This is a genomic window from Dolichospermum planctonicum (assembly GCF_005402965.1).
Taxonomy (GTDB): Bacteria; Cyanobacteriota; Cyanobacteriia; order Cyanobacteriales; family Nostocaceae; genus Dolichospermum; species Dolichospermum planctonicum.
Map to the genome: position 1 here is coordinate 149,440 of NZ_BJCF01000004.1, position 20,990 is coordinate 170,429.

General features: G+C 38.8%; 14 protein-coding genes and 1 tRNA gene. 12 read left to right on the forward strand and 3 right to left on the reverse strand.

Translation table 11 applies throughout. The features are described from left to right. Positions 1-85 precede the first annotated feature (85 nt). Positions 86-1,924, forward strand: coding sequence for an ArnT family glycosyltransferase (locus FFO06_RS03455; RefSeq protein WP_137906766.1), 1,839 nt, complete (start codon positions 86-88; stop codon positions 1,922-1,924). Between the two features lie 244 nt (positions 1,925-2,168). Here the strand turns inward: FFO06_RS03455 and FFO06_RS03460 are convergent, their stop codons facing one another. After that, the gene (locus FFO06_RS03460; RefSeq protein ID WP_137906767.1) at positions 2,169-5,375 is read right to left on the reverse strand and encodes an ATP-binding protein; all 3,207 of its coding nucleotides are present in this window, start codon (positions 5,373-5,375) and stop codon (positions 2,169-2,171) included. Between the two features lie 897 nt (positions 5,376-6,272). On the opposite strand from FFO06_RS03460, the gene FFO06_RS21405 reads away from it, so the two are divergent. The 8 genes from FFO06_RS21405 to FFO06_RS03500 all read left to right on the forward strand — a co-directional run bounded on the left by FFO06_RS21405 (position 6,273) and on the right by FFO06_RS03500 (position 13,434). Continuing rightward, positions 6,273-6,857, forward strand: a complete 585-nt coding sequence (locus FFO06_RS21405) for a KaiA family protein (RefSeq protein ID WP_190371183.1) — start codon at positions 6,273-6,275, stop codon at positions 6,855-6,857. A gap of 124 nt (positions 6,858-6,981) precedes the next feature. Beyond that, positions 6,982-7,296 carry a circadian clock protein KaiB gene (kaiB, locus tag FFO06_RS03470; protein WP_028083970.1) on the forward strand — a complete coding sequence of 105 codons (315 nt, stop codon included), beginning with the start codon at positions 6,982-6,984 and terminating at the stop codon, positions 7,294-7,296. 181 nt (positions 7,297-7,477) lie between these two features. Continuing rightward, complete coding sequence (kaiC, locus tag FFO06_RS03475; protein WP_028083971.1) at positions 7,478-9,037, forward strand: circadian clock protein KaiC; 1,560 nt, start codon at positions 7,478-7,480, stop codon at positions 9,035-9,037. A 109-nt stretch (positions 9,038-9,146) separates the two neighbouring features. After that, complete coding sequence (locus FFO06_RS03480; RefSeq protein ID WP_137906768.1) at positions 9,147-11,099, forward strand: TolC family protein; 1,953 nt, start codon at positions 9,147-9,149, stop codon at positions 11,097-11,099. A 306-nt stretch (positions 11,100-11,405) separates the two neighbouring features. Continuing rightward, positions 11,406-11,795, forward strand: coding sequence for a hypothetical protein (locus FFO06_RS03485; protein ID WP_137906769.1), 390 nt, complete (start codon positions 11,406-11,408; stop codon positions 11,793-11,795). 53 nt (positions 11,796-11,848) lie between these two features. Continuing rightward, positions 11,849-12,349: a hypothetical protein gene (locus FFO06_RS03490; protein WP_137906770.1), complete on the forward strand. Its 501-nt coding sequence runs from the start codon at positions 11,849-11,851 to the stop codon at positions 12,347-12,349. Positions 12,350-12,486: 137 nt separating this feature from the next. Continuing rightward, on the forward strand, positions 12,487-13,266 hold the full coding sequence (locus FFO06_RS03495) for a photosystem II electron transport protein, Sll1252 family (RefSeq protein ID WP_137906771.1): 780 nt from the start codon (positions 12,487-12,489) through the stop codon (positions 13,264-13,266). A 94-nt stretch (positions 13,267-13,360) separates the two neighbouring features. Continuing rightward, positions 13,361-13,434: transfer RNA gene (locus FFO06_RS03500), tRNA-Val, on the forward strand. Positions 13,435-13,456: 22 nt separating this feature from the next. Here FFO06_RS03500 and FFO06_RS03505 read toward each other — a convergent pair. Continuing rightward, entirely contained in the window at positions 13,457-13,744 is a 288-nt protein-coding gene (locus FFO06_RS03505; protein WP_028090770.1) for a small RNA NsiR4-regulated ssr1528 family protein, read from the reverse strand. Positions 13,745-13,883: 139 nt separating this feature from the next. Here FFO06_RS03505 and FFO06_RS03510 point away from each other — a divergent pair, with 139 nt between their 5' ends. Together FFO06_RS03510 and rdgB are read left to right on the forward strand one after the other, a co-directional pair. Next, positions 13,884-15,326: a phosphoglucomutase/phosphomannomutase family protein gene (locus FFO06_RS03510; RefSeq protein WP_137906772.1), complete on the forward strand. Its 1,443-nt coding sequence runs from the start codon at positions 13,884-13,886 to the stop codon at positions 15,324-15,326. Positions 15,327-15,426: 100 nt separating this feature from the next. Beyond that, entirely contained in the window at positions 15,427-16,005 is a 579-nt protein-coding gene (gene rdgB / locus FFO06_RS03515; RefSeq protein ID WP_137906773.1) for an RdgB/HAM1 family non-canonical purine NTP pyrophosphatase, read from the forward strand. Positions 16,006-16,041: 36 nt separating this feature from the next. On the opposite strand, the gene recN is transcribed toward rdgB, so the two are convergent. After that, positions 16,042-17,772 (reverse strand): DNA repair protein RecN, encoded by a 1,731-nt coding sequence (gene recN, locus FFO06_RS03520; RefSeq protein ID WP_137906774.1) that lies wholly within the window; start codon positions 17,770-17,772, stop codon positions 16,042-16,044. Between the two features lie 497 nt (positions 17,773-18,269). Here recN and FFO06_RS03525 point away from each other — a divergent pair, with 497 nt between their 5' ends. Then, positions 18,270-20,303: a glycoside hydrolase family 10-like protein gene (locus FFO06_RS03525; protein ID WP_137906775.1), complete on the forward strand. Its 2,034-nt coding sequence runs from the start codon at positions 18,270-18,272 to the stop codon at positions 20,301-20,303. The last annotated feature ends 687 nt before the right edge of the window (positions 20,304-20,990 follow it).

Here is a 20,990-nt window from a genome sequence, read left to right on the forward strand (position 1 = left end):
GGCAGGAGTTTATTTGTATTTTGTTTGAGTGTAAACTATTGTGTAGTAGCCAGGACACGATTACCGCGTCTTTAAGTACAACTGCATGGACATAAAAGTGAGTATTTCCGGTAAAATGGTTGAAAAGTGGTTTCATGATTTACAACAGCGTCCAGTTTTAGCTGTAGCGGTTTCGTCTCTGTGGTTATTGGTAATTGGTTGGATAGCTTTTGGCTGGAATTTGGGTAATGTGGGCTTAATTGATGAAACTGAGCCACTTTTTGCCGAAGCTTCCCGACAAATGCTACTTACTGGTGATTGGATTACTCCGTTTTTTAACGGAGTAACTCGCTTTGACAAACCTGCTTTAATTTATTGGTGTCAAGCCATCGCCTATTCTATTATGGGCGTGAATGAATGGGCTGCCCGTACCCCTTCCGTATTATCAGCTATGGGCGTAACTGTTTTGGCGTTTTATACTGTACAGTGGTATTTTACTCAAAAGGACGAATTAGAACAAGTTACCAACTTACCCAGACGTTACTTGACAGCAGCCGTAGCCGCAGCTTTAATGGTGCTTAACCCAGAAATGATCGTTTGGGGCAGAACCGGGGTTTCTGATATGTTGCTCACCGGTTGTATAGGTTCAACTTTGTTATGTTTTTTTCTGGGATATGCTCAGAATAAGAGAGCAATTGTCATTGCTAATTGGCAATTTCCTAACCAATGGTACTTAGCAAGTTATGTTTTAATTGCTGGAGCAATATTAACCAAAGGTCCGGTAGGAATTGTTTTACCAGGACTAATTATGATTGCTTTTGCCTTGTATGTCGGCAAATTTTGGCAAATTTGGCGGGAAATGCGGCCGATTTTGGGCATGGTTATAGTTTTAGTTTTATCACTTCCCTGGTATATTTTAGTAACTTGGCGTAATGGCTGGAATTTCATTAACGCTTTCTTTGTGTATCATAACATAGAACGTTTTACGGAAGTTGTCAATGGTCACTCAGCGCCTTGGTATTTCTACTTTTTAGTTGTGTTGCTGGGTTTTGCTCCTTATGCAGTATATATCCCTGCGTCCCTAGTGAAGCTAAAATTGTGGCAGCGATCATATTGGCTAAAACAAGAACGGTCTCAACACTTAGGTTTATTTGTCAGTTTATGGTTTTTGGGAGTATTTGGATTTTTCACCGTTTCCGTCACCAAATTACCCAGTTATGTGTTACCCTTGATGCCAGCGGCAGCTATTCTTGTGGCATTATCCTGGAGTGATATTTTCCCCATTTCACAAAACCCCACCCCAACCCATCTCGCATCTTTACGTATCAGTGGTTGGATAAATGTAGCTTTTATTACTTTCATTTCTATTGCTCTATTTAATCTTCCCCAAATTGTTGGACCTGATCCTGCGGCTCCTAAATTATATGCAGAAATGGAGAAATCAGGTATACTCAAATATGGAGGCATAATTTGGTTAATAATTGCTCTGATCTCGTCTATCTTGATCTTAACTCACCGTTACCGACAGATTATCATAATTAATTTAGTGGGATTTACAGCCTTTATTGCTATTTCTTTAATGCCTGCAATTTTAATTATGGACCAACAGCGTCAGTTACCTCTTAGGGAATTATCAGCTTTAATTGTTGAATTAAAACAACCCAATGAAGAATTGATTATGGTTGGTTTCAAAAAACCTACTGTGACGTTTTACACGAAGCAAAATGTTAATTACATCAAATTTTCCCAAGCAGCTTTAAAATATATTCAAAACCCAGGATTCTCAAAAACTAAATTATCATTATTAATGCTTATTGAGCAAGAAAAATTTCCAGAAATGAAGTTACAACCAGATACTTACAAAAGTCTAGCCACAAAAGGAGCTTATCATTTAATTCGCATTTCTTTGCCAAGAGTCAACAAGGATAAGTTAAATCCATCCTGAAATTTCATTACCGTAGTATTAATTTTATCATCAAAAAATTTTCTTTTTTTAGGTTAAGCCTATTGACTTCCGCCTGCGGGGATGGTATTTTTATAATGGGAATGCGTGGGTATTTAGATTAGTTTTCACATCCCATTATTTACGCACTATCATCATACCACGACCGCTGCGGATGAAAACCGTAATTATTAAAATTTTCTGGAAAGATTTATACAAAAATAATGTAAGTATGATGGCACGCAGGCTATGAGCAAACCTTAGATAAAGCTTGATTTATCTGAGTTAATAGCTCTTCCATAGAGATAGAACGGGGTAATATCTGGGTAGCAATTTCACTTACCGCAGTTTCTACAGAAGATGTATATCTGTGCTTACGGGATTGAGAGCTATTTTCATAATTAGGCTGGTTTAATTTTTGGTCAAGTACCAAAATTGGGGGTAATTTAAAGGATAAATCCCCCAAGGATTGTATAGCTTTGTGTACTTCTTGATGCATCGGCGTTTCCTGTAAACAAATTAATAGTAAGTCAACACTTTTATGACTAACTTGTTGTAAAACTTCGGACCAACAACTAGCAATAGAAGCTCTAAAACCAGCAGTTTGTAAGTATTGAATTAGAGCTTGAAACCATTCATAGCCTCTATTACCCGGCTGATTTTTGAGATTGAGAGGAGAATTTTTAATTAACTGATAATTCTTGACTGGTTTGCGATTTATTTTGGGTAAATCATGCAACGACGTTATATCTACCACAAGAATACTGAGTGGACAACTGATGCCAGCGGCAATTTGTAATACAGATGATAAAGCATTTCCCTGGTAATTGTGGGCATCATTTTCCTGATGCAAGGGACTTAAACAAGGAAATACAGACAATCCTGGTATTTGGGAAGCAGCTAAAGTAGTAGCAACATCACAAGTGACCAATGGTAAAGTTGCTAATCGCTGGTGTTTAGTTAATTGTTGTAGATAAGTGCGAGCCGTAGAAATTTCCATATCTAGTAATATCAAATCAAACTGCCAGACTCGTGCTAACAAATCTGCTTGATCTAAATCATCTACTTCAATAACTCGATGTTCTCGGAGGGAAGGGTAGAGATTAACCGCTTCTAATTCTGGATTTACTAACCGGAGAATTCGTAGAGGGACAATCTGAGGACGGTGATTATTTTCCATCTCTGAATGCTGAACGTTTAGAGATGTGGATAATTTTTCTAATAGTGTAGTCAATAGGTGGTGTTTGATGGGTAAACTTAAAAAACTATCAGCCTGTTTAGTAAGTGCTTGCTCCTTTTCAGCCGCTGTAGCCGTGACAACAACATGAATGTGACGAGTTAAAGCATCAGATTTCAATATAGTTAAAACATCCCAACCTGAGAGTAAAGGTAATAAAGGGTTTAAAAATATAGCCTTTGGTTGTAAACGTCGAGCTTTTTCTAATGCTTCTGTTCCCGATCTAGCAATGACAACACGATAACCTAAACCTTTGAGTTGTTCAGTTAATTCTTCAATATATTGGGCTACTGCTTCCACCACTAACACCAATCTTGGGGAGGAATTAGGTTGGTATTGTGGAGAATTATGGAGATTTTGACGGGAAGAATTGGCAGTGTTGCCTATTTCCCGCTTTTCTGGTTTTATATCTTCAGAGTCACTAAAACTGAGTTTTGGTGGACTCGGTGGTAAAAGCAGGGTAAATTGACTACCTTTACCCTCACGAGATAGGAAACTGACATCTCCACCATGTAAGCGAGCCAAAGCTCTGGTTAAGACTAATCCTAAACCCGTTCCTTCAAACTGACGGGTGAGGGGGTTTTCTAATTGCTGGAATTTTTGAAAGATTAAATGTTGTTGTTGTTCAGGAATCCCAATACCTGTATCCCAGACAGTAAAAGCAATCCAGCCTTCCCAACGACTTACCCGTAACCCAATTTCTCCAGATACTTCTGTGAATTTAAAAGCATTAGAAAGTAGATGTGCCAGCATTTGACGCAAGCGTAATTCATCCGCTACCATTTGTTCTAAACCCGGTTCAATGGCCAGACTAAATTGACGGTGAGAAGAATTTTGATTTTCTGCTGGGGATAATTGTTGAGTTTTGTGAGTTTGCTGATGGATGTTTTTGACATCTGACAAAGCTCGTTCACATACTACCTGAATTTGTACTGGGGTGAAGGTGAGTTGCATTTGTCCAGTTTCCATGCGAGTCAAATCTAAAATATCATTAACTACACTCATCAAATGTCTGCCACTTTGGTGAATTAGCCCAGCATAACGAGCTTGGCGCTCATTTAATTGTCCCAACTGTTGGTCTACAAGTAGTCGAGATAGTCCTAAAACTGCCGTTAGTGGTGTTTTTAATTCGTGACTGATACAAGCTAAAAATTCATCTTTTAAGCGATTGAGTTGAATCAAATCGGCGTTTTTTGTTGCCAATTCCTTGCAAAGTTGTTGTTGTTCCGTTACATCTGTGGCTAATATCAGCCACAGGTCGTCGGTAGTTGCTGGCACTTGTGACTCAGAAACCCAAATTTGCAACTCCCTACTATCCAAAGGGATTTTGGCAAATTGCCAAACCCGTTCCTGACCATTTTTGATTTCCACCACACAAGTACAAATACCCAGATGCGTATCTAAAACACAGCGATCAGAACTACTATTTACATTGACGGGTGACTCTTCCAGAAATGGTAAAGCTGATGACTCATCAGGTGAAAAAACCGTTGGGGAGATAGTTGTTTTGGGACTCGTGAAAGGATCTGGTTTCTGATTTTCAGACCCATTAGCATAAATATAAGCAGATTTTTGAGCATGCGTTGGGGCAAGTATGGTCTCTACCTGTTTTCTAACTCCTTCGATGTCTTTTAATGCTCCCAATTGTTGCCACCAAGCAGGATTTTGCGTGATTACTTTGCCATGACTATTTTGTAACATAATTGGCCAAGGCAGTTGCCCCAACAAATGGACTATGGATGTGTGTATTTTCGGCGGTTCTTTTTCCTGATTGATGATTGAGTTAATAGGATTTTTGTTTTCAGCTAAGAGTTGCAATAAGCGTAAAATATCCACTATTCCCAGGAGTTTACCATCTGAGTCAACCAATGCCCAATCTAAATTTCTTTGTTGTTTAGTTTCTTGGTATTTTAAAAATAGGCGGAAATGTTCTAGACTCTCTGCGGCTGATATGGTTTGTATTGGTTCTAGGAGCGATTTATCCACTTGTGAGATTGGTCGCTGTAAATTTAAAAGGTAGTCATCAGTAGTTGCTGCTAATAATTGTGGCAGTAACCGAGCAGAGTATAACAAACCAATTGGGACTTGTTGTGAATTGACTACCATCAAGCGATCGCACTGTTCTTCGGTAAAAATATCCAGCACGGTTGCTAGAGTATTTGTTTCTAAGCAGATTGGTACATTTGCTAGAAGTTGATAAAGCGGGTACTGTAGCATTGATATAATTCCTCAGTGGTCATTCTTCTGATGATCAACTCCGGCCTCACCATTAGCTTTCGTTGAGATGGTCTTCAAGCCTGAAGCAATATCCGGCCAGAATATTGAGAATGGCTACGCTATTGTGGGATTCCCGTTAGACATTTAGGAATTACGCACAATATCTGGAGAAACCTTCTTTCCTTCCTGTTCTATCCTTTGAGGGCGCTTTGCGAGCGCTCCTTCCTGGTTCATGCTTTCGTCGTTCGTTGTTTCGTAACTCGTGCGTAAGTCCTAATATTGACAAACTGCGCTGAAAAATTTCCCTCAAACCAGATAAATCCAGACAAACCAAATCCAAATATTGAATAGTTTTGGTATTTTCATTGGTGTTAAACACGGTCAGTAGTTTGATACCATTTACACATAAATAATCCGTAAGCTACAGGCTAGATAAAGAGCCAGTCTGGGGGTTGGGCTATGACTTTGGGACAGTCCATGGCATCAAAAAAAATACATGAACTCGAAGCCAATGACCGATTATTTTTCCCCTCACAGTGCAAGATGTGAATTTTCATGGTGAACAAGTAACCATCTTGACAAGATTATTACTTGTATTGAAAGTCATTACTTTTGAGAGTGACAACTACAACAATAATTATGACTCCAAAGATTCGCTTTAGAACCTTGAGGAATTATAATGATTTAAAATGCGACAATTCTTTAAGTTTGTTTAAGTATCTTATCAAGGAGTAAAGTAATGTAACCTAAGTCCAATTTTGATATGTTAATGCACTCATCAATGATTCCCAACTACGCCAATTTGTATAAGTTATCCTATTTAAGCTAAATAAATATGCTTATTTACTAACTTATATATCCCACTCCTACATAATACCCATGATTTATCAACCGTAGATGTTAGTACCTATATTGCTTTTACAAATAAATATAAAACAAATTTGCGGTAGACCATTTGCACAAAAGAGGCACAAAGGTTTACTTATTCACAGATGGAATTTCATGAGTAAATTCCTTAGCCAATACTACCGATTAATCAGCGAATGGTATTGGCTGCCAATTACTACTACACCTGATCAGATATACTATTTACCTAATCAGACATTAGATAAAAAAAATAATTATTTCCTGTCCTTTGCCCAGCAGAGAAAGGCACAAAACTTTCAGGATATGACTACTACCGAAAAACGGGAAATTCTAGAAGAACTGAAATCAGATTATCGGCAAATTATTGTAAATTATTTTTTAACTGACAAAGCAATAAAAGAAAAAATTGATAAATTTATCAACGCCCTATTTTATGCTAATATTCCTGTGCCACAAATTATAGAAATGCACATGGAAATCATTGACGAATTTGCCAAACAATTAAGACTAGAAGGTAGAAGCGATGAAACATTACTAGATTACCGTTTAACCTTAATAGATATTTTGGCACATCTTTGTGAAATCTATCGTTCTACTGTTGCTAAAATCAATTGAATGTGGCGAAGCAGAATTTGCGTCTCCATTGATTGTGAGTAAATACTAAAAGTATAGATAAAACCAAAACCTTTGCTTTTTTTATTTGTCACATTTATTGCTTATTTTTAGGAGTCTATATTGTATGAATCAAGCCAAAAAAACCTATGTTCTCAAGCTTTATGTGGCAGGGAACACCCCCAATTCAGTGCGAGCCTTAAAAACCCTCAAAGATATCTTAGAGCAAGAATTTAAAGGTGTTTATGCCTTAAAAGTAATTGATGTCCTGAAAAACCCCCAATTAGCTGAAGAAGATAAAATTCTTGCCACTCCGACATTATCAAAAATTTTGCCGCCGCCGGTGCGGAAAATTATTGGTGATCTCACAGACAGAGAAAGAGTATTAATTGGATTGGATCTGCTGTATGAAGAATTGAACGAAGAATACGAAAAAGAGTAGGATAACATACAGTAGATTGGGGGTAAAAGAAGTACAAAATTTTCATAAAAAATCAATTTAATTATTAAGCAGGTTTTACCAAAGGACTCTTAACTTAGTAGATTCTGCTGTATTTATGAAAAATGATCAAAAACTTTCTTGATTTTAAAAAACCAGGTTGAATATCCATATTAGATAAACCATGACAAAAAAAGAGCAGTTTGACCAAAAAAAAATACCTGTTGGTGGCGTAGAAAAAATTCGGACAATGATCGAGGGCTTTGACGATATTAGTCATGGGGGTTTACCCGTGGGTAGAACCACCTTAGTGAGTGGCACTTCCGGGACAGGAAAAACTTTGTTATCACTGCAATTCCTTTATAATGGCATCACTTACTTTGACGAACCAGGAGTATTTGTCACCTTTGAGGAATCACCCAGTGATATTATTAAAAATTCCCATATTTTTAATTGGAATTTGCAACATTTAATTGATGAGGGTAAATTATTTATTCTCGACGCTTCTCCAGATCCCGAAGGTCAAGATATAGTCGGTAATTTTGATTTATCTGCCCTGATTGAAAGGTTACAATATGCAATTCGTAAATATAAAGCAAAAAGAGTTTCCATTGATTCAATGACAGCCATATTTCAACAATATGAAGCTGTAGGAGTAGTGCGACGGGAAATTTTCCGTTTAGTAGCGCGTCTGAAACAATTAAACGTCACCACAATCATTACCACTGAAAGAGGTGAAGAATATGGACCAGTAGCATCTTTTGGCGTTGAAGAATTTGTTTCTGATAATGTAGTGATTGTTCGCAACGTTTTAGAAGGAGAACGCCGTCGTCGAACTATTGAAATTCTCAAATTACGGGGAACAACTCACATGAAAGGTGAATATCCCTTCACAATTACCAACGAAGGAGTTAATATATTCCCCTTGGGAGCAATGCGATTAACACAAAGATCCTCTAATGTGCGAGTATCTTCTGGGGTGAAAATTCTTGATCAGATGTGTGGTGGTGGTTTCTTTAAAGATTCGATTATTTTAGCAACAGGAGCTACAGGAACTGGTAAAACCTTATTAGTGAGCAAATTTATCCAAGATGGCTGTATTAATGGTGAAAGAGCGATATTATTTGCCTATGAAGAATCTCGCGCTCAACTTTCACGTAATGCTTATTCATGGGGGATTGATTTTGAGGAATTAGAACATCAAGGACTGTTAAAAATAATTTGTACCTATCCCGAATCAACTGGCTTAGAAGATCATTTACAAATTATTAAATCAGAAATATCTCATTTTAAACCTGCTCGCATTGCCATTGATTCACTTTCAGCCATGGCTAGAGGTGTTAGTAATAACGCTTTTCGTCAATTTGTCATTGGTGTTACAGGTTATGCTAAACAAGAAGAAATCACTGGTTTTTTTACCAATACTACAGACCAGTTTCTCGGTTCTCATTCCATTACCGACTCCCATATTTCCACAATTACAGACACAATTTTGATGTTGCAGTATGTAGAGATTCGGGGAGAAATGTCGCGGGCAATTAACGTCTTTAAAATGCGAGGCTCTTGGCATGATAAGGGCATTCGTGAATATAATATCACAGCCGACGGACCAGATATTAAAGATTCACTGCGTAACTATGAGCGAATTATTAGCGGTGCGCCTACTCGCGTTATTATAGATGAAAAAGCAGAACTTTCTCGCATTGTCAAGGGTTTTGAAGACAAACAGAGTTCTGATGCTTAAAATAGGAAGAGTGCGATATTCCTTCACAAATCTATGGATCATGCTATATTTTGTGGTGAAGACAAGTATTCTGCCGCTAAATTGATATTTTTTTCTGTGAGGGGACGCGGTGAAAAGACAGCAATTATTCCATAGTTTCTTACCCGGTTTTACAGTAGCAGTATTAACAACTCAGCCCGCTTGGGCTAATGTTGTGAATATGAGTGAGGTACAGCCAGGGTCTTATCCTAATGTTTCGATTTCTACCAATAGTAGAAATTTATTCACACAAGTTACAAATCACCCAGGATTATTATTTAGCAGTTATTTCCGTCAGGGTAGTATAAGTCATGCTGTTAACTACAGTCTACCAATAATTACCGCTGACAATAATCTTGGTCATGAGGGGGTAAAAATACTTAAAAAAGATGATGGTAGATTTGTCAATTTTTCTGATCTATCAAATCATAATTTCCTGGCTGTTAATAATCCCAATTCTGAGCAGCAATTTACCAGCGGTAATACCAGTGTATCAGAATTAATAGAATCTAGTAAATGCCCACAGCAGAAGAGTCAAGCAGCTTTACTACTTGCCTCTAACACCTGTTTACCTAAAAATACTTCTGATTGGATAGCGCAAACAACTATCCCGACTACATCAGAACCCAGTAAACCCTTTTCTGGTAGTAATGTAAAATCCCAACTTAGTCAGTCCGTAGATTTTACTAATACTCCTAATGACTTAAATCCTAACCCGAATCCGCTGTTATTTCCAAGACAAGCGGAGGAAGTAAAAATACAGGCAACTCGGCCAATTAGTTTGTCAGAGGCTTTGGAACTGGCTAAACGGAATAACAATGATTTACAAGTGTCCCTATTACAATTACAACGCAGTAAATCAGTTCTGCGGGAAGCTCAAGCGGCTTTATTTCCTAGTGTAGATTTGAGTGCAGATGTAACAAATAGTCGTAACGTTGGGACAACACTACAGTTTGACCAAGCTAGAACAAACAACCCACGAGTAGGTGATGCTCCAGCAAATACAAATTTTAGCGGAACAGCACAGATAAAATATGATTTGTATACCTCCGGTAGACGCAATGGGGCTATTCAGGAAGCTGAAGAAAGGATACGTGTACAAGAGTTTGATGTCGAAAGACAATCTGAGGAAATTCGCCTAAATGTGTCTAAGGCATATTATGATCTGCAACAAGCCGATGAAAACGTGAGAATTACCCAGTCAGCGGTAGAAAATGCTCAAGCTAGTTTAAAAGATGCCATGGCCTTAGAAAAAGCTGGCGTTGGTACTCGTTTTGATGTATTGCGATCGCAAGTAAATCTAGCCAATTCTCAACAAGAATTAACTAATTCCATCTCTCAACAACAAATTGCCCGCCGCAAATTAGCACCATTGTTGAATTTATCCCAATCAGTGAGCATTAGTGCGGCTGATCCAGTAAAATTAGCAGGTTTATGGCAGCAACCACTAGAACAGAGCATTGTTTTAGCCTATCAAAACCGTCCTGAACTACAACAAACTTTAGCACAGCGAAAAATCGGCGAAGCACAAATAAAACAGGCTTTAGCTTCTTCTGGTCCACAAGTGAGTTTAGTAGGGAGATATAACTTATTAGATCAATTTGATGATAGAACTAGTGTCAGCGATGGTTATTCATTAGGACTACAAGCCAGCATTAATTTATATGGTGGGGGAGCAGGAACCGCAAGAGCAACCCAAGCTAAAACCAGTATTGCGATTGCTGAAACTCAGTTTTCTGAACAAAAAAACCAGATTCGCTTTCAAGTAGAACAAGCTTATTCCACCCAAGCCTCAAGTTTAGAGAACGTACAAACTGCTAATGTAGCCTTAGAACAAGCTAGAGAATCTTTACGGTTAGCGCGGTTAAGATTCCAAGCAGGTGTAGGTACTCAAACCGATGTAATTAACGCATTAAATGATCTGACACGTTCCGAGGGAAATCGCGTCAAAGCCATATTAGACTACAATCGAGCTTTGACAGAATTACAAAGGTATGTAACAGCCAAAGGATTAAAACAGTTAGAGCAGTCAGGAGTCAAATAAGAGGTAAGATTAGTAGGTTGGGTTGAGGCAAGAAACCCAACTTACAAGAAATGACCAAGGATCAATGATGTTGCAAGTGCTAAACTATTGACATACTCACCGACCTGAAGGTGCGATGATTCTTGACACTTCACTGGAACACACCACAAGTGGTCTTATCGTCCCTCCATGTCCGTTTAAAGTCTCCCAATGCCCTATGGCGACTATAACCGAATTTTAACATAAAGCCGTCCTAAAAGCGATGCACTGAGCTTGCCGAAGTGGACGGGGCTTGTATCCCAGATTTTTGGTCAAAAACTCATGATCATGACTAAAGTTACATCACAAGAGATTGCAAAATTTCGTTCTCTGATGGTAGATGATTCCCAAGCAATGGAAGCATTAGACTTGATAGAGGACTGCGATGGAGATTTAGAAGACGCGGTAATGACTCTGGCTATTAAGGCTGGACAACAACCGGAACAAACTAATTCTGAATGGTTAGATGCCTTAGCCAAAAAATGGCGGGCTGTAATTTGTGAACAGGAATATCGAGAAGACTTGCTAAATGGGTCAATTCAAGAGATGATAGAACATCTGAGGACAATACAGACCTTTCCTAGAAGTCTGGCCACACCGGTTTTAATTTATGTTCTTAAACAAGGTGTAAATAACTTTTGTGAGCCTTTAGACTTGCTAAAATCAGATAAATACTGATTAGTGAATATACTGATGATGTCAACTGGAATTTAAAAAATAGTTGAAGATTAATGAATTATCTTGTTGCTGTATTATCAGATCGTATCCAAGCCGAAGCCGCCGATTTAGCTTTAGAAAAAGAAGGCATAAATGGGACTATTCTTGGTAGAGGATATAAAAGTGCTGATGAATTTGGTTTAATTGATCCCAAAGAAGAAGCGAAAAAACAAGTAAAATTAATGGCGATTTGGTTAGTCCCATTTGGCTTTTTTTCTGGTTTTACTTTCAGTTTGATTACTGGTTTAGATACTTTTGCTTGGGCTGGAGAAATCGGTAATCATGTAATTGGCGGAATTTTGGGCGCTGGTAGCGGAGCTATGGGTAGTGTATTTGTGGGGGGTGGTGTTGGTTTGTTTGAGGGTGGTGGTGATGCTTTACCCTATCGTCATCGCTTAGATGCGGGTAAGTATTTAATTGTCGTCCGAGGTTCGGAAACTTTGACCCGTCAAGCTACTCGGATTTTAAGGCAGTTTGAACCGGAAAATATTCAAGGTTATGCTGAAAATAATTAATTAATCAATTAATTAATTGGTAATTGTTGTCTGAATCAGGATATCCAGGATTTAAGGATTAATCAGGATTCTGAATAACAATTAATAACAATACTTGTGAACTTCGCAATCCGAACTCCTGTAACTGCTATAATTCTATGCTACCTAGAGAAGAACTTTTAAAAGGGGTTGAAAACCGCGATACCATTGCCCGTGTAATTGATCAAGCTGACCAGGCTATAAAGACCTGGGAGGTGGTATTAACAGATTTTTTGTCTCCGCCAGAGTTAGCGGAAATTAAGCGGGTATTTAGCCGATTAACAGAGGTGCATTTAGTGACTTGGGGTGGATATCCCCAAGCGGAAAGACAAAGAATAGCGATCGCTCGTGCTGAGTTACCATTAGATCAGTCTCAAGTTGCTATCATGGCCTTGGAAATTGCTGGTAATTTCTTATTTGATACAGCGAATCACCGAGATTTTTTAGGTGCGATGTTGGGAACGGGAATTGTCCGGGAAAAAACGGGAGATGTGATTGTTTTGGGGGAAAGAGGGGCCCAGGTGATTGTTGTCCCGGAATTGGGAGAATTTTTAGAGATGAGTTTAAAACAGGTGCGTTCTGTACCGGTGAAAACTCAACGCATTGATATTAGCGAGTTAAAAATCCGCGAACCTAAGAAAAAAGAATTAACGACTGTGGAAGCTTCTTTGCGGTTAGATGCGGTGGCTTCCGCTGGGTTTGGGATGTCCCGCAGTAAAATGGTAGATTTAATAGACTCCAATGATGTGCGCGTTAATTGGAAGGAAGTGACTCAAGCCAGTTCCCAAGTTAAAACGGGGGATTTAATTGCTATTCGGGGAAAAGGGCGGTTAGAAGTTGGAGAAATTGCGGTGACAAAAAAGGATCGTTATCGGGTGCAGTTAACTAGATATATGTAAAATAATATATCTAAAATATATCTAAAATAAAGTTTTGGTTTTAGCGGTTGACAGATGATATTTTAGATGATATATTATTAATCTGTGTGGTTAAGGACGGTTAGCTCAGGTGGTTAGAGTACATCGTTGACATCGATGGGGTCGTTGGTTCGAGTCCAATACCGTCCATATTGTTTTTTAAAGTGACTGATTATTTACCGCTGTAGAAAAAGGCAATTTCCTTTTCTTTTAGCGGCGCGAAACCGGCATCAATTAGCTTTTGGTCTAGTTCAGTTTGGGGAATATGTTTAGCACCAATACGGACAATGCGAGAACGCATGGTGTTGGATACACCACTACGCTGTCTATTGGCTTCTAAAGCCATAACTTGTGCATACAATTCTAACTTAGCGGGAGGAATAGGAGAACCATCAAAATCAATTCCTTTAGCGATCGCTTGGTCAATAGCATCAGCACCTGTGGTAGTTTCAGTAGTCATGGTAAATCATTTTCAAAGATAAAGATATAGAAGTATTTTACCACCTCAAGGATTTTTACCCATTACCAATTATCAATTACCCATTACTAATTACCTGCATAAATGCTAAAATCCTCAATTAGAAATTGAGGATATTTTCATGCCAGTTGTAACTAACCCAATCAAGTTTGGCACAGATGGCTGGCGCGGTGTGATAGGTGAGGAGTTTACCTTTGAACGCCTGGCGTTAGTAGCAACTGTAGCCGCCAAGGTTTTACATAATACTTACTTTTCCGAGGTAGGTAGCCGGACAATTATTGTCGGTTATGATCGCCGATTTATGGCGGAAGATTTTGCTCGTGTGGTGGCCAATGCTGTCACGGCAGTGGGCTTTGATGTCCTGTTTAGCGAAACTTCTGCACCAACTCCGGCTTATAGCTGGGCGGCTAAAGAACTCAAGGCTTTAGGGGCGCTAGTTGTGACAGCGAGTCATAATCCGGGTAGATATTTAGGATTAAAAGTTAAAAGTGCCTTTGGTGGTTCAGTCCCTCCGGAAGTTACACAAGAGATAGAAGCTTTATTATCAGAAAAAGTGCCACCAGTAGCGATTCCAGGTCAGGAACATAGTTTTGATCCTTGGCCTAGTTATTGTCAGGCATTAGCGGGTAAAGTTGATATTGACAAAATTAAACAAGTTATTGCTGCTGGTAAATTAACAATATTCGTGGATGTCATGCACGGGGCTGCGGCTGGGGGACTAGCGCGACTATTAGGGTCACAGGTTCAAGAAATAAATAGCGACCGTGACCCTTTATTTGAAGGTGGTGCGCCGGAACCTTTACCAAAATACCTGTCACGACTATTTACAGTCATCAAAAACCATCGCCAAAGCAATAAAGCTGGTTTAACAGTAGGTTTGATATTTGATGGCGATTGCGATCGCATTGCAGCGGTAGATCAAGATGCTAATTTCCTCAGTTCTCAAATTTTAATCCCCATCTTAATTGACCACCTGACCCAGCGGCGCAACTTTCAGGGGGAAATAGTCAAAACTGTCAGTGGGTCGGACTTAATGCCTCGTGTAGCCGCCTTACATAACCTTTCTATCTATGAAACCCCTGTAGGTTATAAATACATTGCTGACAGAATGTTAACTACACAGGTGTTGCTAGGTGGTGAAGAATCTGGTGGGATTGGTTATGGTAGCCATATTCCCGAACGTGATGCTTTATTATCGGCGCTGTATGTATTGGAGGCTGTGGTAGAATCAGGGTTAGATCTAGGCGAATATTATCGTTATTTACAACAACAAACTGATTTTTCATCGGTCTATGATCGCATTGATTTACCTCTAGCGAATATGGAAGTGAGAGGGCGACTATTACAACAGTTACAATCTCAACCTTTAACAGAAATTGCAGGTAAGGCGGTAATAAGTTGTCAAACCATTGATGGTTATAAATTCCGTCTGGCTGACAATAGTTGGCTAATGATTAGATTTAGCGGTACTGAACCAGTTTTACGGCTTTATTGTGAAGCAGCAACAATAGAACAAGTTCAGCAAACTCTAAATTGGGCAAAAACTTGGGCTGAATCAAATTAATGGGTAGTGGGTAGTGGGTAATGGGTAGTGGGTAAAATCTCTACCTTTTGCCTTTTTCCTCACAATGGAAAATGGACAATGGACAATGGACAATGGACGAATGACTAAATTACTCGTAGTAGCGACAGGAAATACCGGTAAATTACGGGAAATGCAAGCTTATTTAGTTGATTCTGGTTGGGAATTAACTATAAAACCGGAAAATTTGGATGTGGAAGAAACAGGGGAGACCTTTGCGGAAAATGCTTGTCTCAAAGCCTCGGAAACTGCTAAATTTACAGGTAATTGGGCTATAGCCGATGATTCTGGTTTGGCGGTAAATGCCCTGAATGGTGCGCCGGGAGTGTATTCTGCTCGTTATGGAAATAATGATACAGAACGGATTGGTAGGTTATTAAGAGAATTAGGTGATGAAAAAAATCGTCAAGCTAGGTTTGTGTGTGCGATCGCAGTTGCTAATCCTCAGGGAGAAATAGTAATTCAATCTGAGGGTATTTGTCAAGGTGAAATTTTATTTGCACCTTCTGGAGATGGTGGTTTCGGTTATGATCCGGTTTTTTATGTCCCAGAAAAACAATTGACTTTTGCCCAAATGACAACAGATTTGAAAAAGTCAATTAGTCATCGGGGAAATGCTTTCCAGGCTTTAGTTCCCCAGTTAAGGAAATTAATCATGTAAACCTATTATTTCTCATCCTAAGATTTGGATGGTTTTTTATGTTCTCCTTTCCCGATGATGAGCAGCTTGTAATAATAAAGACTCGGCAAAAGCGATTGCTTCATTTGCGGATTTACCACCAGCTAATTGTGCTAATTCTTCTCGACGGGTAGTTAAATTATCCAAAGTTGTGACTCTGACAACTGTCCGCTGTTGATCATTACTATTTACGGCTTTATTAATCACTAATTTAGCGACGCGAAAATGACGATCTGCCATAGCTGCAATTAAAGGTTGATGGGTTACACATAATACTTGATGTCCTTGACTAATTTGATGCAATTTTTCTGCTATAGCTTGGGCAACTCTACCGGAAACTCCCACATCTATTTCATCAAAAATAAAAGTTCCCACTTCATTTCCTTGGTGAAAACAAGATTTTAAGGCTAATAAAAATCTGCTCATTTCTCCACCCGAAGCAATTTCGGTTAATGGTTGAATAGGTTCACCAGGATTAGGACTAAACATAAAAGTAATTTTATCTGCACCTGCGGCCGTGGGGGTAGTGGGGACAATTTCGACTTGAAATCTTACCTTATCCATTGCTAGGGGCTTGAGTTCAGCTAGTAACCGAGATTCTAAATCAGCCGCAGTTTGACGACGTAATTGACTTAATTGTTGACTGAGATGATGGAGTTGTTGTAAATATAATTGTTCGTCTTGTTCTAAAGTTTCTATAGATTGTTCATTATTATTTAATTCAGCTAATTCATTTTGAATACGTTGATAATAAGCGATCGCTTCTGTTAAAGTTGGACCATATTTACGACAAATTTGTTTTAATTCCCGTATTCGTTCTTCTACTTCTTCTAACCGCTGGGGATCTGCTTCCAATCCTTCTCCATAAATATTAATTTGTCTACCCACTTCCATGACTGCTGCGACTGCATCCCGCACCAATTCTAATAAAGATTGTAGTTGAGAATCATACTCTATCATTTGAGTTAATATCATCTCTCCATCGGCTAATAAATCAGCGGCCGTGGGAGTTTCCTGATCATCTTGATACAAAGCCTGATATACTTTGTAACTCATTTGTTGTAAATCAACAACATGATTCAGACGGTCTCGTTCTTGATTTAATATTTCCATTTCCTGGGGATCATCAAGATTAGCAGCACCTAATTCTTGTACTTGATATGTGAGTAGATCTAATTGTTGTAGCCTTTCCCGTTCTGATGTTCGGCGTTTTTCTAGTGCTTGACGTGCTTGTTGATATATACTAAAAGCTGCGGTGACGTTTTGGCGTTTTTGTAACAATAAATCACCACCATATAAATCTAACCAATCTCGAACTTGAGCCGATTGTCCTACTTTTACAGTTTGTCCTTGTGCTGTTATTTCTACTAAATGATCTCGCAATCCTCCCATTAATTGACGATTTACCAGGACTCCATTCACCCGTGATCTACTGCGAATATTACTAGTGGTGGTGGCAATTTCTCGACTGATGATCACAGCATTATCATCTATTAAATCAATTTCTTGTTCACTTAACCAAGCAGCTAGGGGTGGGGTGACGCTAAAAGTTGCTTCTACCATTGTTCGATTTGTACCAGTGCGAATGACTCGACTAGAGACTTTACCACCCAAAACTGCATCAATGGCATCTAGTATAATTGATTTTCCTGCCCCGGTTTCCCCTGTTAATACATTCAAACCTGCCCCAAAATCTAATTCTAAATGATCAATTAAGGCAAAGTTTTCAATTCTTAGATATAGCAGCATTTACATAATCCTCAGATTGCAGATTTCCTGGTTACCTCTGAATTACTAATAAGTTATGTTATTTATCTTATTTGGTAATATTTGCCAAATTATGATTAGTTTACCATGTATTATACTTAATCAGGTTAACAAAATAAAACTTTATATTCTCAATGGTTGGCTTTTACCTAACACAGAATTTATTGTCTGGATTTTGAGCCTATAACTTAGTAATGATTATTCTCAGTATATATTTTAGATATAAAAACTTTCAGATGATACACTATGATATTACCACAAAATATGGAGATGTCAATACCCTAGTAAACTCGTTAGCTTATTGACCATATTCTCAATAATCTTGAGAATCAACCAGCTATATTCTCAATAAACATAGGGAGGCGATTTTTTTCCTAAAGGGATATTTAAAAAACTTATATATCTGACTGGATTAAAAATTTAGTAGCTATGGCTTAAATATTGCTACATTAATAAAGGATGTAACTATTTGCAGAAATATGGTATCTACTCCTATAACATTTTCCGATATTCAAAGTCATTGGTCGAGGGCATTCATTGAGGCCTTAGCCGCAAAGGGGATTCTCAAAGGGTATCCTGATGGAACTTTCCGCCCTAATAACCCTGTGACTCGGGCTGAGTTTGCGGCTATCATCGCTGCTGTTTTTTCCCCAGCAGTGAAACGTGAATATGCGGGTTTTGTTGATGTTCCTGATACCCATTGGGGGATAAAGGCGATTAAAAAAGTTTATGAAAGTGGATTCTTGACAGGGTATCCAAATAAGCGGTTTGGCATAGATGAAAATATTTTTAAAGGTGATGTTTTAGTAGCCATGGTCAATGGCTTGGGAATTGCTGCTCAAGTTGGTTTAGACCTAGTGAGTAAACTAGCGGAAATTTATCAAGATGGGTCTTTAATTCCCTACTATGGAATTAATCAGATAGCTGTAGCGACTCGCGTTGGTTGGGTAGTAAATTATCCCAATGTCAAAATCCTTAATTATAAAACAGCGGCTACTCGCGCGGATGTAGCGGCGGTAGTTTATCAAGGGTTAGTATATTTGGGCAAGGCGGAAAAAATTCCTTCTGCTTATATTGTTGTGCCTGGGGCTTTATCTCCATCTCCACCTTTATCTCCAGTCTCTAATACTAAGACTGTCAAGGTAAGTCATCGGCGTGAGTTCCGAGGTGCTTGGGTAGCGTCTGTGTGGAATAGTGACTGGCCTTCTAAACCGGGACTGACTGTTGAAGAGCAAAAAGCAGAGTTATTAGCGATTATTAAACAGTTGCAATCTTTGAATTTTAATGCTTTAGTTTTGCAGGTACGACCAGAAGGTGATGCTTTATATGCTTCTGAATTAGAACCTTGGAGTGCTTGGATTACAGGAACTCAGGGAAAAGCACCAACACCATTTTACGATCCTTTGGAATTTGCGATCGCTCAATGTCATCAGCGCAATATTGAATTACACGCTTGGTTCAATCCTTACCGCGCTAGAGCCAATAGTCAAGTTTCTCCTGTCCGTCCCCACATTGCGGTGACTAACCCAGAAGTTGTTTATCAATGGGGTACTCAACTATGGATGGACCCAGGGGCAAAAATTGTTCAAGACAGGGCCTACAATGTGATTATTGATGTTGTCCGGCGTTATGATGTAGATGCTATTCATCTAGATGATTATTTTTACCCCTATCCCATATCTGGTAAACCTTTTCCCGATCATAAAACCTACGCAGCTTATCAAGCCAAAGGTGGTAAACTCAGTTTAGAAGATTGGCGACGAGAAAACGTTAATCAAATGGTATTGCGACTTTCTCAGGGAATTAAAGCCACCAAACCTGATGTGAAATTTGGTATTAGTCCTTTTGGTATCTATCGTTCTGGAGAACCTGCGGGGATTGTTGGTTTAGATGCCTATAATGTCCTTTATGCTGATTCTAAAAAATGGTTACAGCAAGGTTGGATAGATTATATTGCGCCTCAACTCTACTGGCGTACCGACCAAACAAAACAAAGCTACGAGGCACTGCTGCAATGGTGGACTAAAATTAATAGCAGCCAGCGTCATGTTTATGCCGGTAACAATCTAGGACAATTGGATGGTAAAGCCTGGAAAAACAGCGAAATTGCCAAGCAAATTCAGATTTCTCGGAATTTAGCGGCTAATTTGTCTTTAGGTAATATCTTTTTTAGTATGACTGGCATTCAGGAAAATCGTCAAGGCATCAGTGATGAGTTTAAAACCCATTATCCCACACCTGCCCTCGTTCCTAGTATGTCATGGAAAGGTTCTGCAACACCGATACCGCCTAAAAATCTCAAGTTTGTTGATGGTAAATTAAACTGGCAACCAGGAGATAATCGACCTGTGCGTGCTTGGACTCTGTATCTTCAAAGTGGTCCGAATTGGACAATTAAACGCATTTTATCCGCTGGTACTACCTTTGCGACGGTTACACCCGGTACTTATGCTGTCTGCGCTGTGAATAGATTAGGTAATGAAAGTGAAGGTGTTATGATTACTGTAGCCTAGGTTAACTAGCAACCGCCAGCTAAATAAATGCAAGATAGTTCTTCCTTATCAAGACAAGGATAACATATTTCAAATCCTTTGTCAACACCTAAAAAGCAAATTTTTCGCGGTTTTTTTGCATTTTGTTGGCTGTTCCCTGTCAACTGATGAAAGGATGTACAGGATGAGGAGGGGGATTTTTTGATGATGTCAATGATTTAAAATGGTGCGTTACGAATAGCTAACACACCCTACTCAAAAAGCTATTCCCTGTTCCCTGTCAGCTGTCACCTAATTTATGTCAGAATCAGGATATCCAGGATGAAAGGATGTACAGGATGAAGATGAGGATTTTTTGATGATGTCAATGATTTAAAATGATGGGTTACTATATTATATAGCGAACTGCTTGCAGCAGCGCTTCGCTATCGCTATCCTACTCAAAAAGCTATTCCCTGTTCCCTGTCAGCTGTCACCTAATTTATGTCAGAATCAGGATATCCAGGATGAAAGGATGTACAGGATGAAGATGGGGATTTTTTGATGATGTCAATGATTTTAAATGGTGCGTTACTATATAACCCACATTCCGCACCCCAAACTGTCACAGAGGTAAATTACGTAGAGAAAAAATTAAAGAGAGCATCAAAACAAACATATAAAGTGAAAAAAGGCATTTGAGAAACAGTAAATCACCAAAAACGTCAT

What these genes read in the sequence shown, in the direction of transcription:
- FFO06_RS03455 (WP_137906766.1), top strand. Translation starts at nt 86, where the DNA reads ATGGACATAAAAGTGAGTATTTCCGGTAAAATGGTTGAAAAGTGGTTT.
- FFO06_RS03460 (WP_137906767.1), bottom strand. Translation starts at nt 5,375, where the DNA reads ATGCTACAGTACCCGCTTTATCAACTTCTAGCAAATGTACCAATCTGC.
- FFO06_RS21405 (WP_190371183.1), top strand. Translation starts at nt 6,273, where the DNA reads ATGTTAGTACCTATATTGCTTTTACAAATAAATATAAAACAAATTTGC.
- kaiB (WP_028083970.1), top strand. Translation starts at nt 6,982, where the DNA reads ATGAATCAAGCCAAAAAAACCTATGTTCTCAAGCTTTATGTGGCAGGG.
- kaiC (WP_028083971.1), top strand. Translation starts at nt 7,478, where the DNA reads ATGACAAAAAAAGAGCAGTTTGACCAAAAAAAAATACCTGTTGGTGGC.
- FFO06_RS03485 (WP_137906769.1), top strand. Translation starts at nt 11,406, where the DNA reads ATGACTAAAGTTACATCACAAGAGATTGCAAAATTTCGTTCTCTGATG.
- FFO06_RS03490 (WP_137906770.1), top strand. Translation starts at nt 11,849, where the DNA reads ATGAATTATCTTGTTGCTGTATTATCAGATCGTATCCAAGCCGAAGCC.
- FFO06_RS03495 (WP_137906771.1), top strand. Translation starts at nt 12,487, where the DNA reads ATGCTACCTAGAGAAGAACTTTTAAAAGGGGTTGAAAACCGCGATACC.
- FFO06_RS03505 (WP_028090770.1), bottom strand. Translation starts at nt 13,744, where the DNA reads ATGACTACTGAAACTACCACAGGTGCTGATGCTATTGACCAAGCGATC.
- FFO06_RS03510 (WP_137906772.1), top strand. Translation starts at nt 13,884, where the DNA reads ATGCCAGTTGTAACTAACCCAATCAAGTTTGGCACAGATGGCTGGCGC.
- rdgB (WP_137906773.1), top strand. Translation starts at nt 15,427, where the DNA reads ATGACTAAATTACTCGTAGTAGCGACAGGAAATACCGGTAAATTACGG.
- recN (WP_137906774.1), bottom strand. Translation starts at nt 17,772, where the DNA reads ATGCTGCTATATCTAAGAATTGAAAACTTTGCCTTAATTGATCATTTA.
- FFO06_RS03525 (WP_137906775.1), top strand. Translation starts at nt 18,270, where the DNA reads ATGGTATCTACTCCTATAACATTTTCCGATATTCAAAGTCATTGGTCG.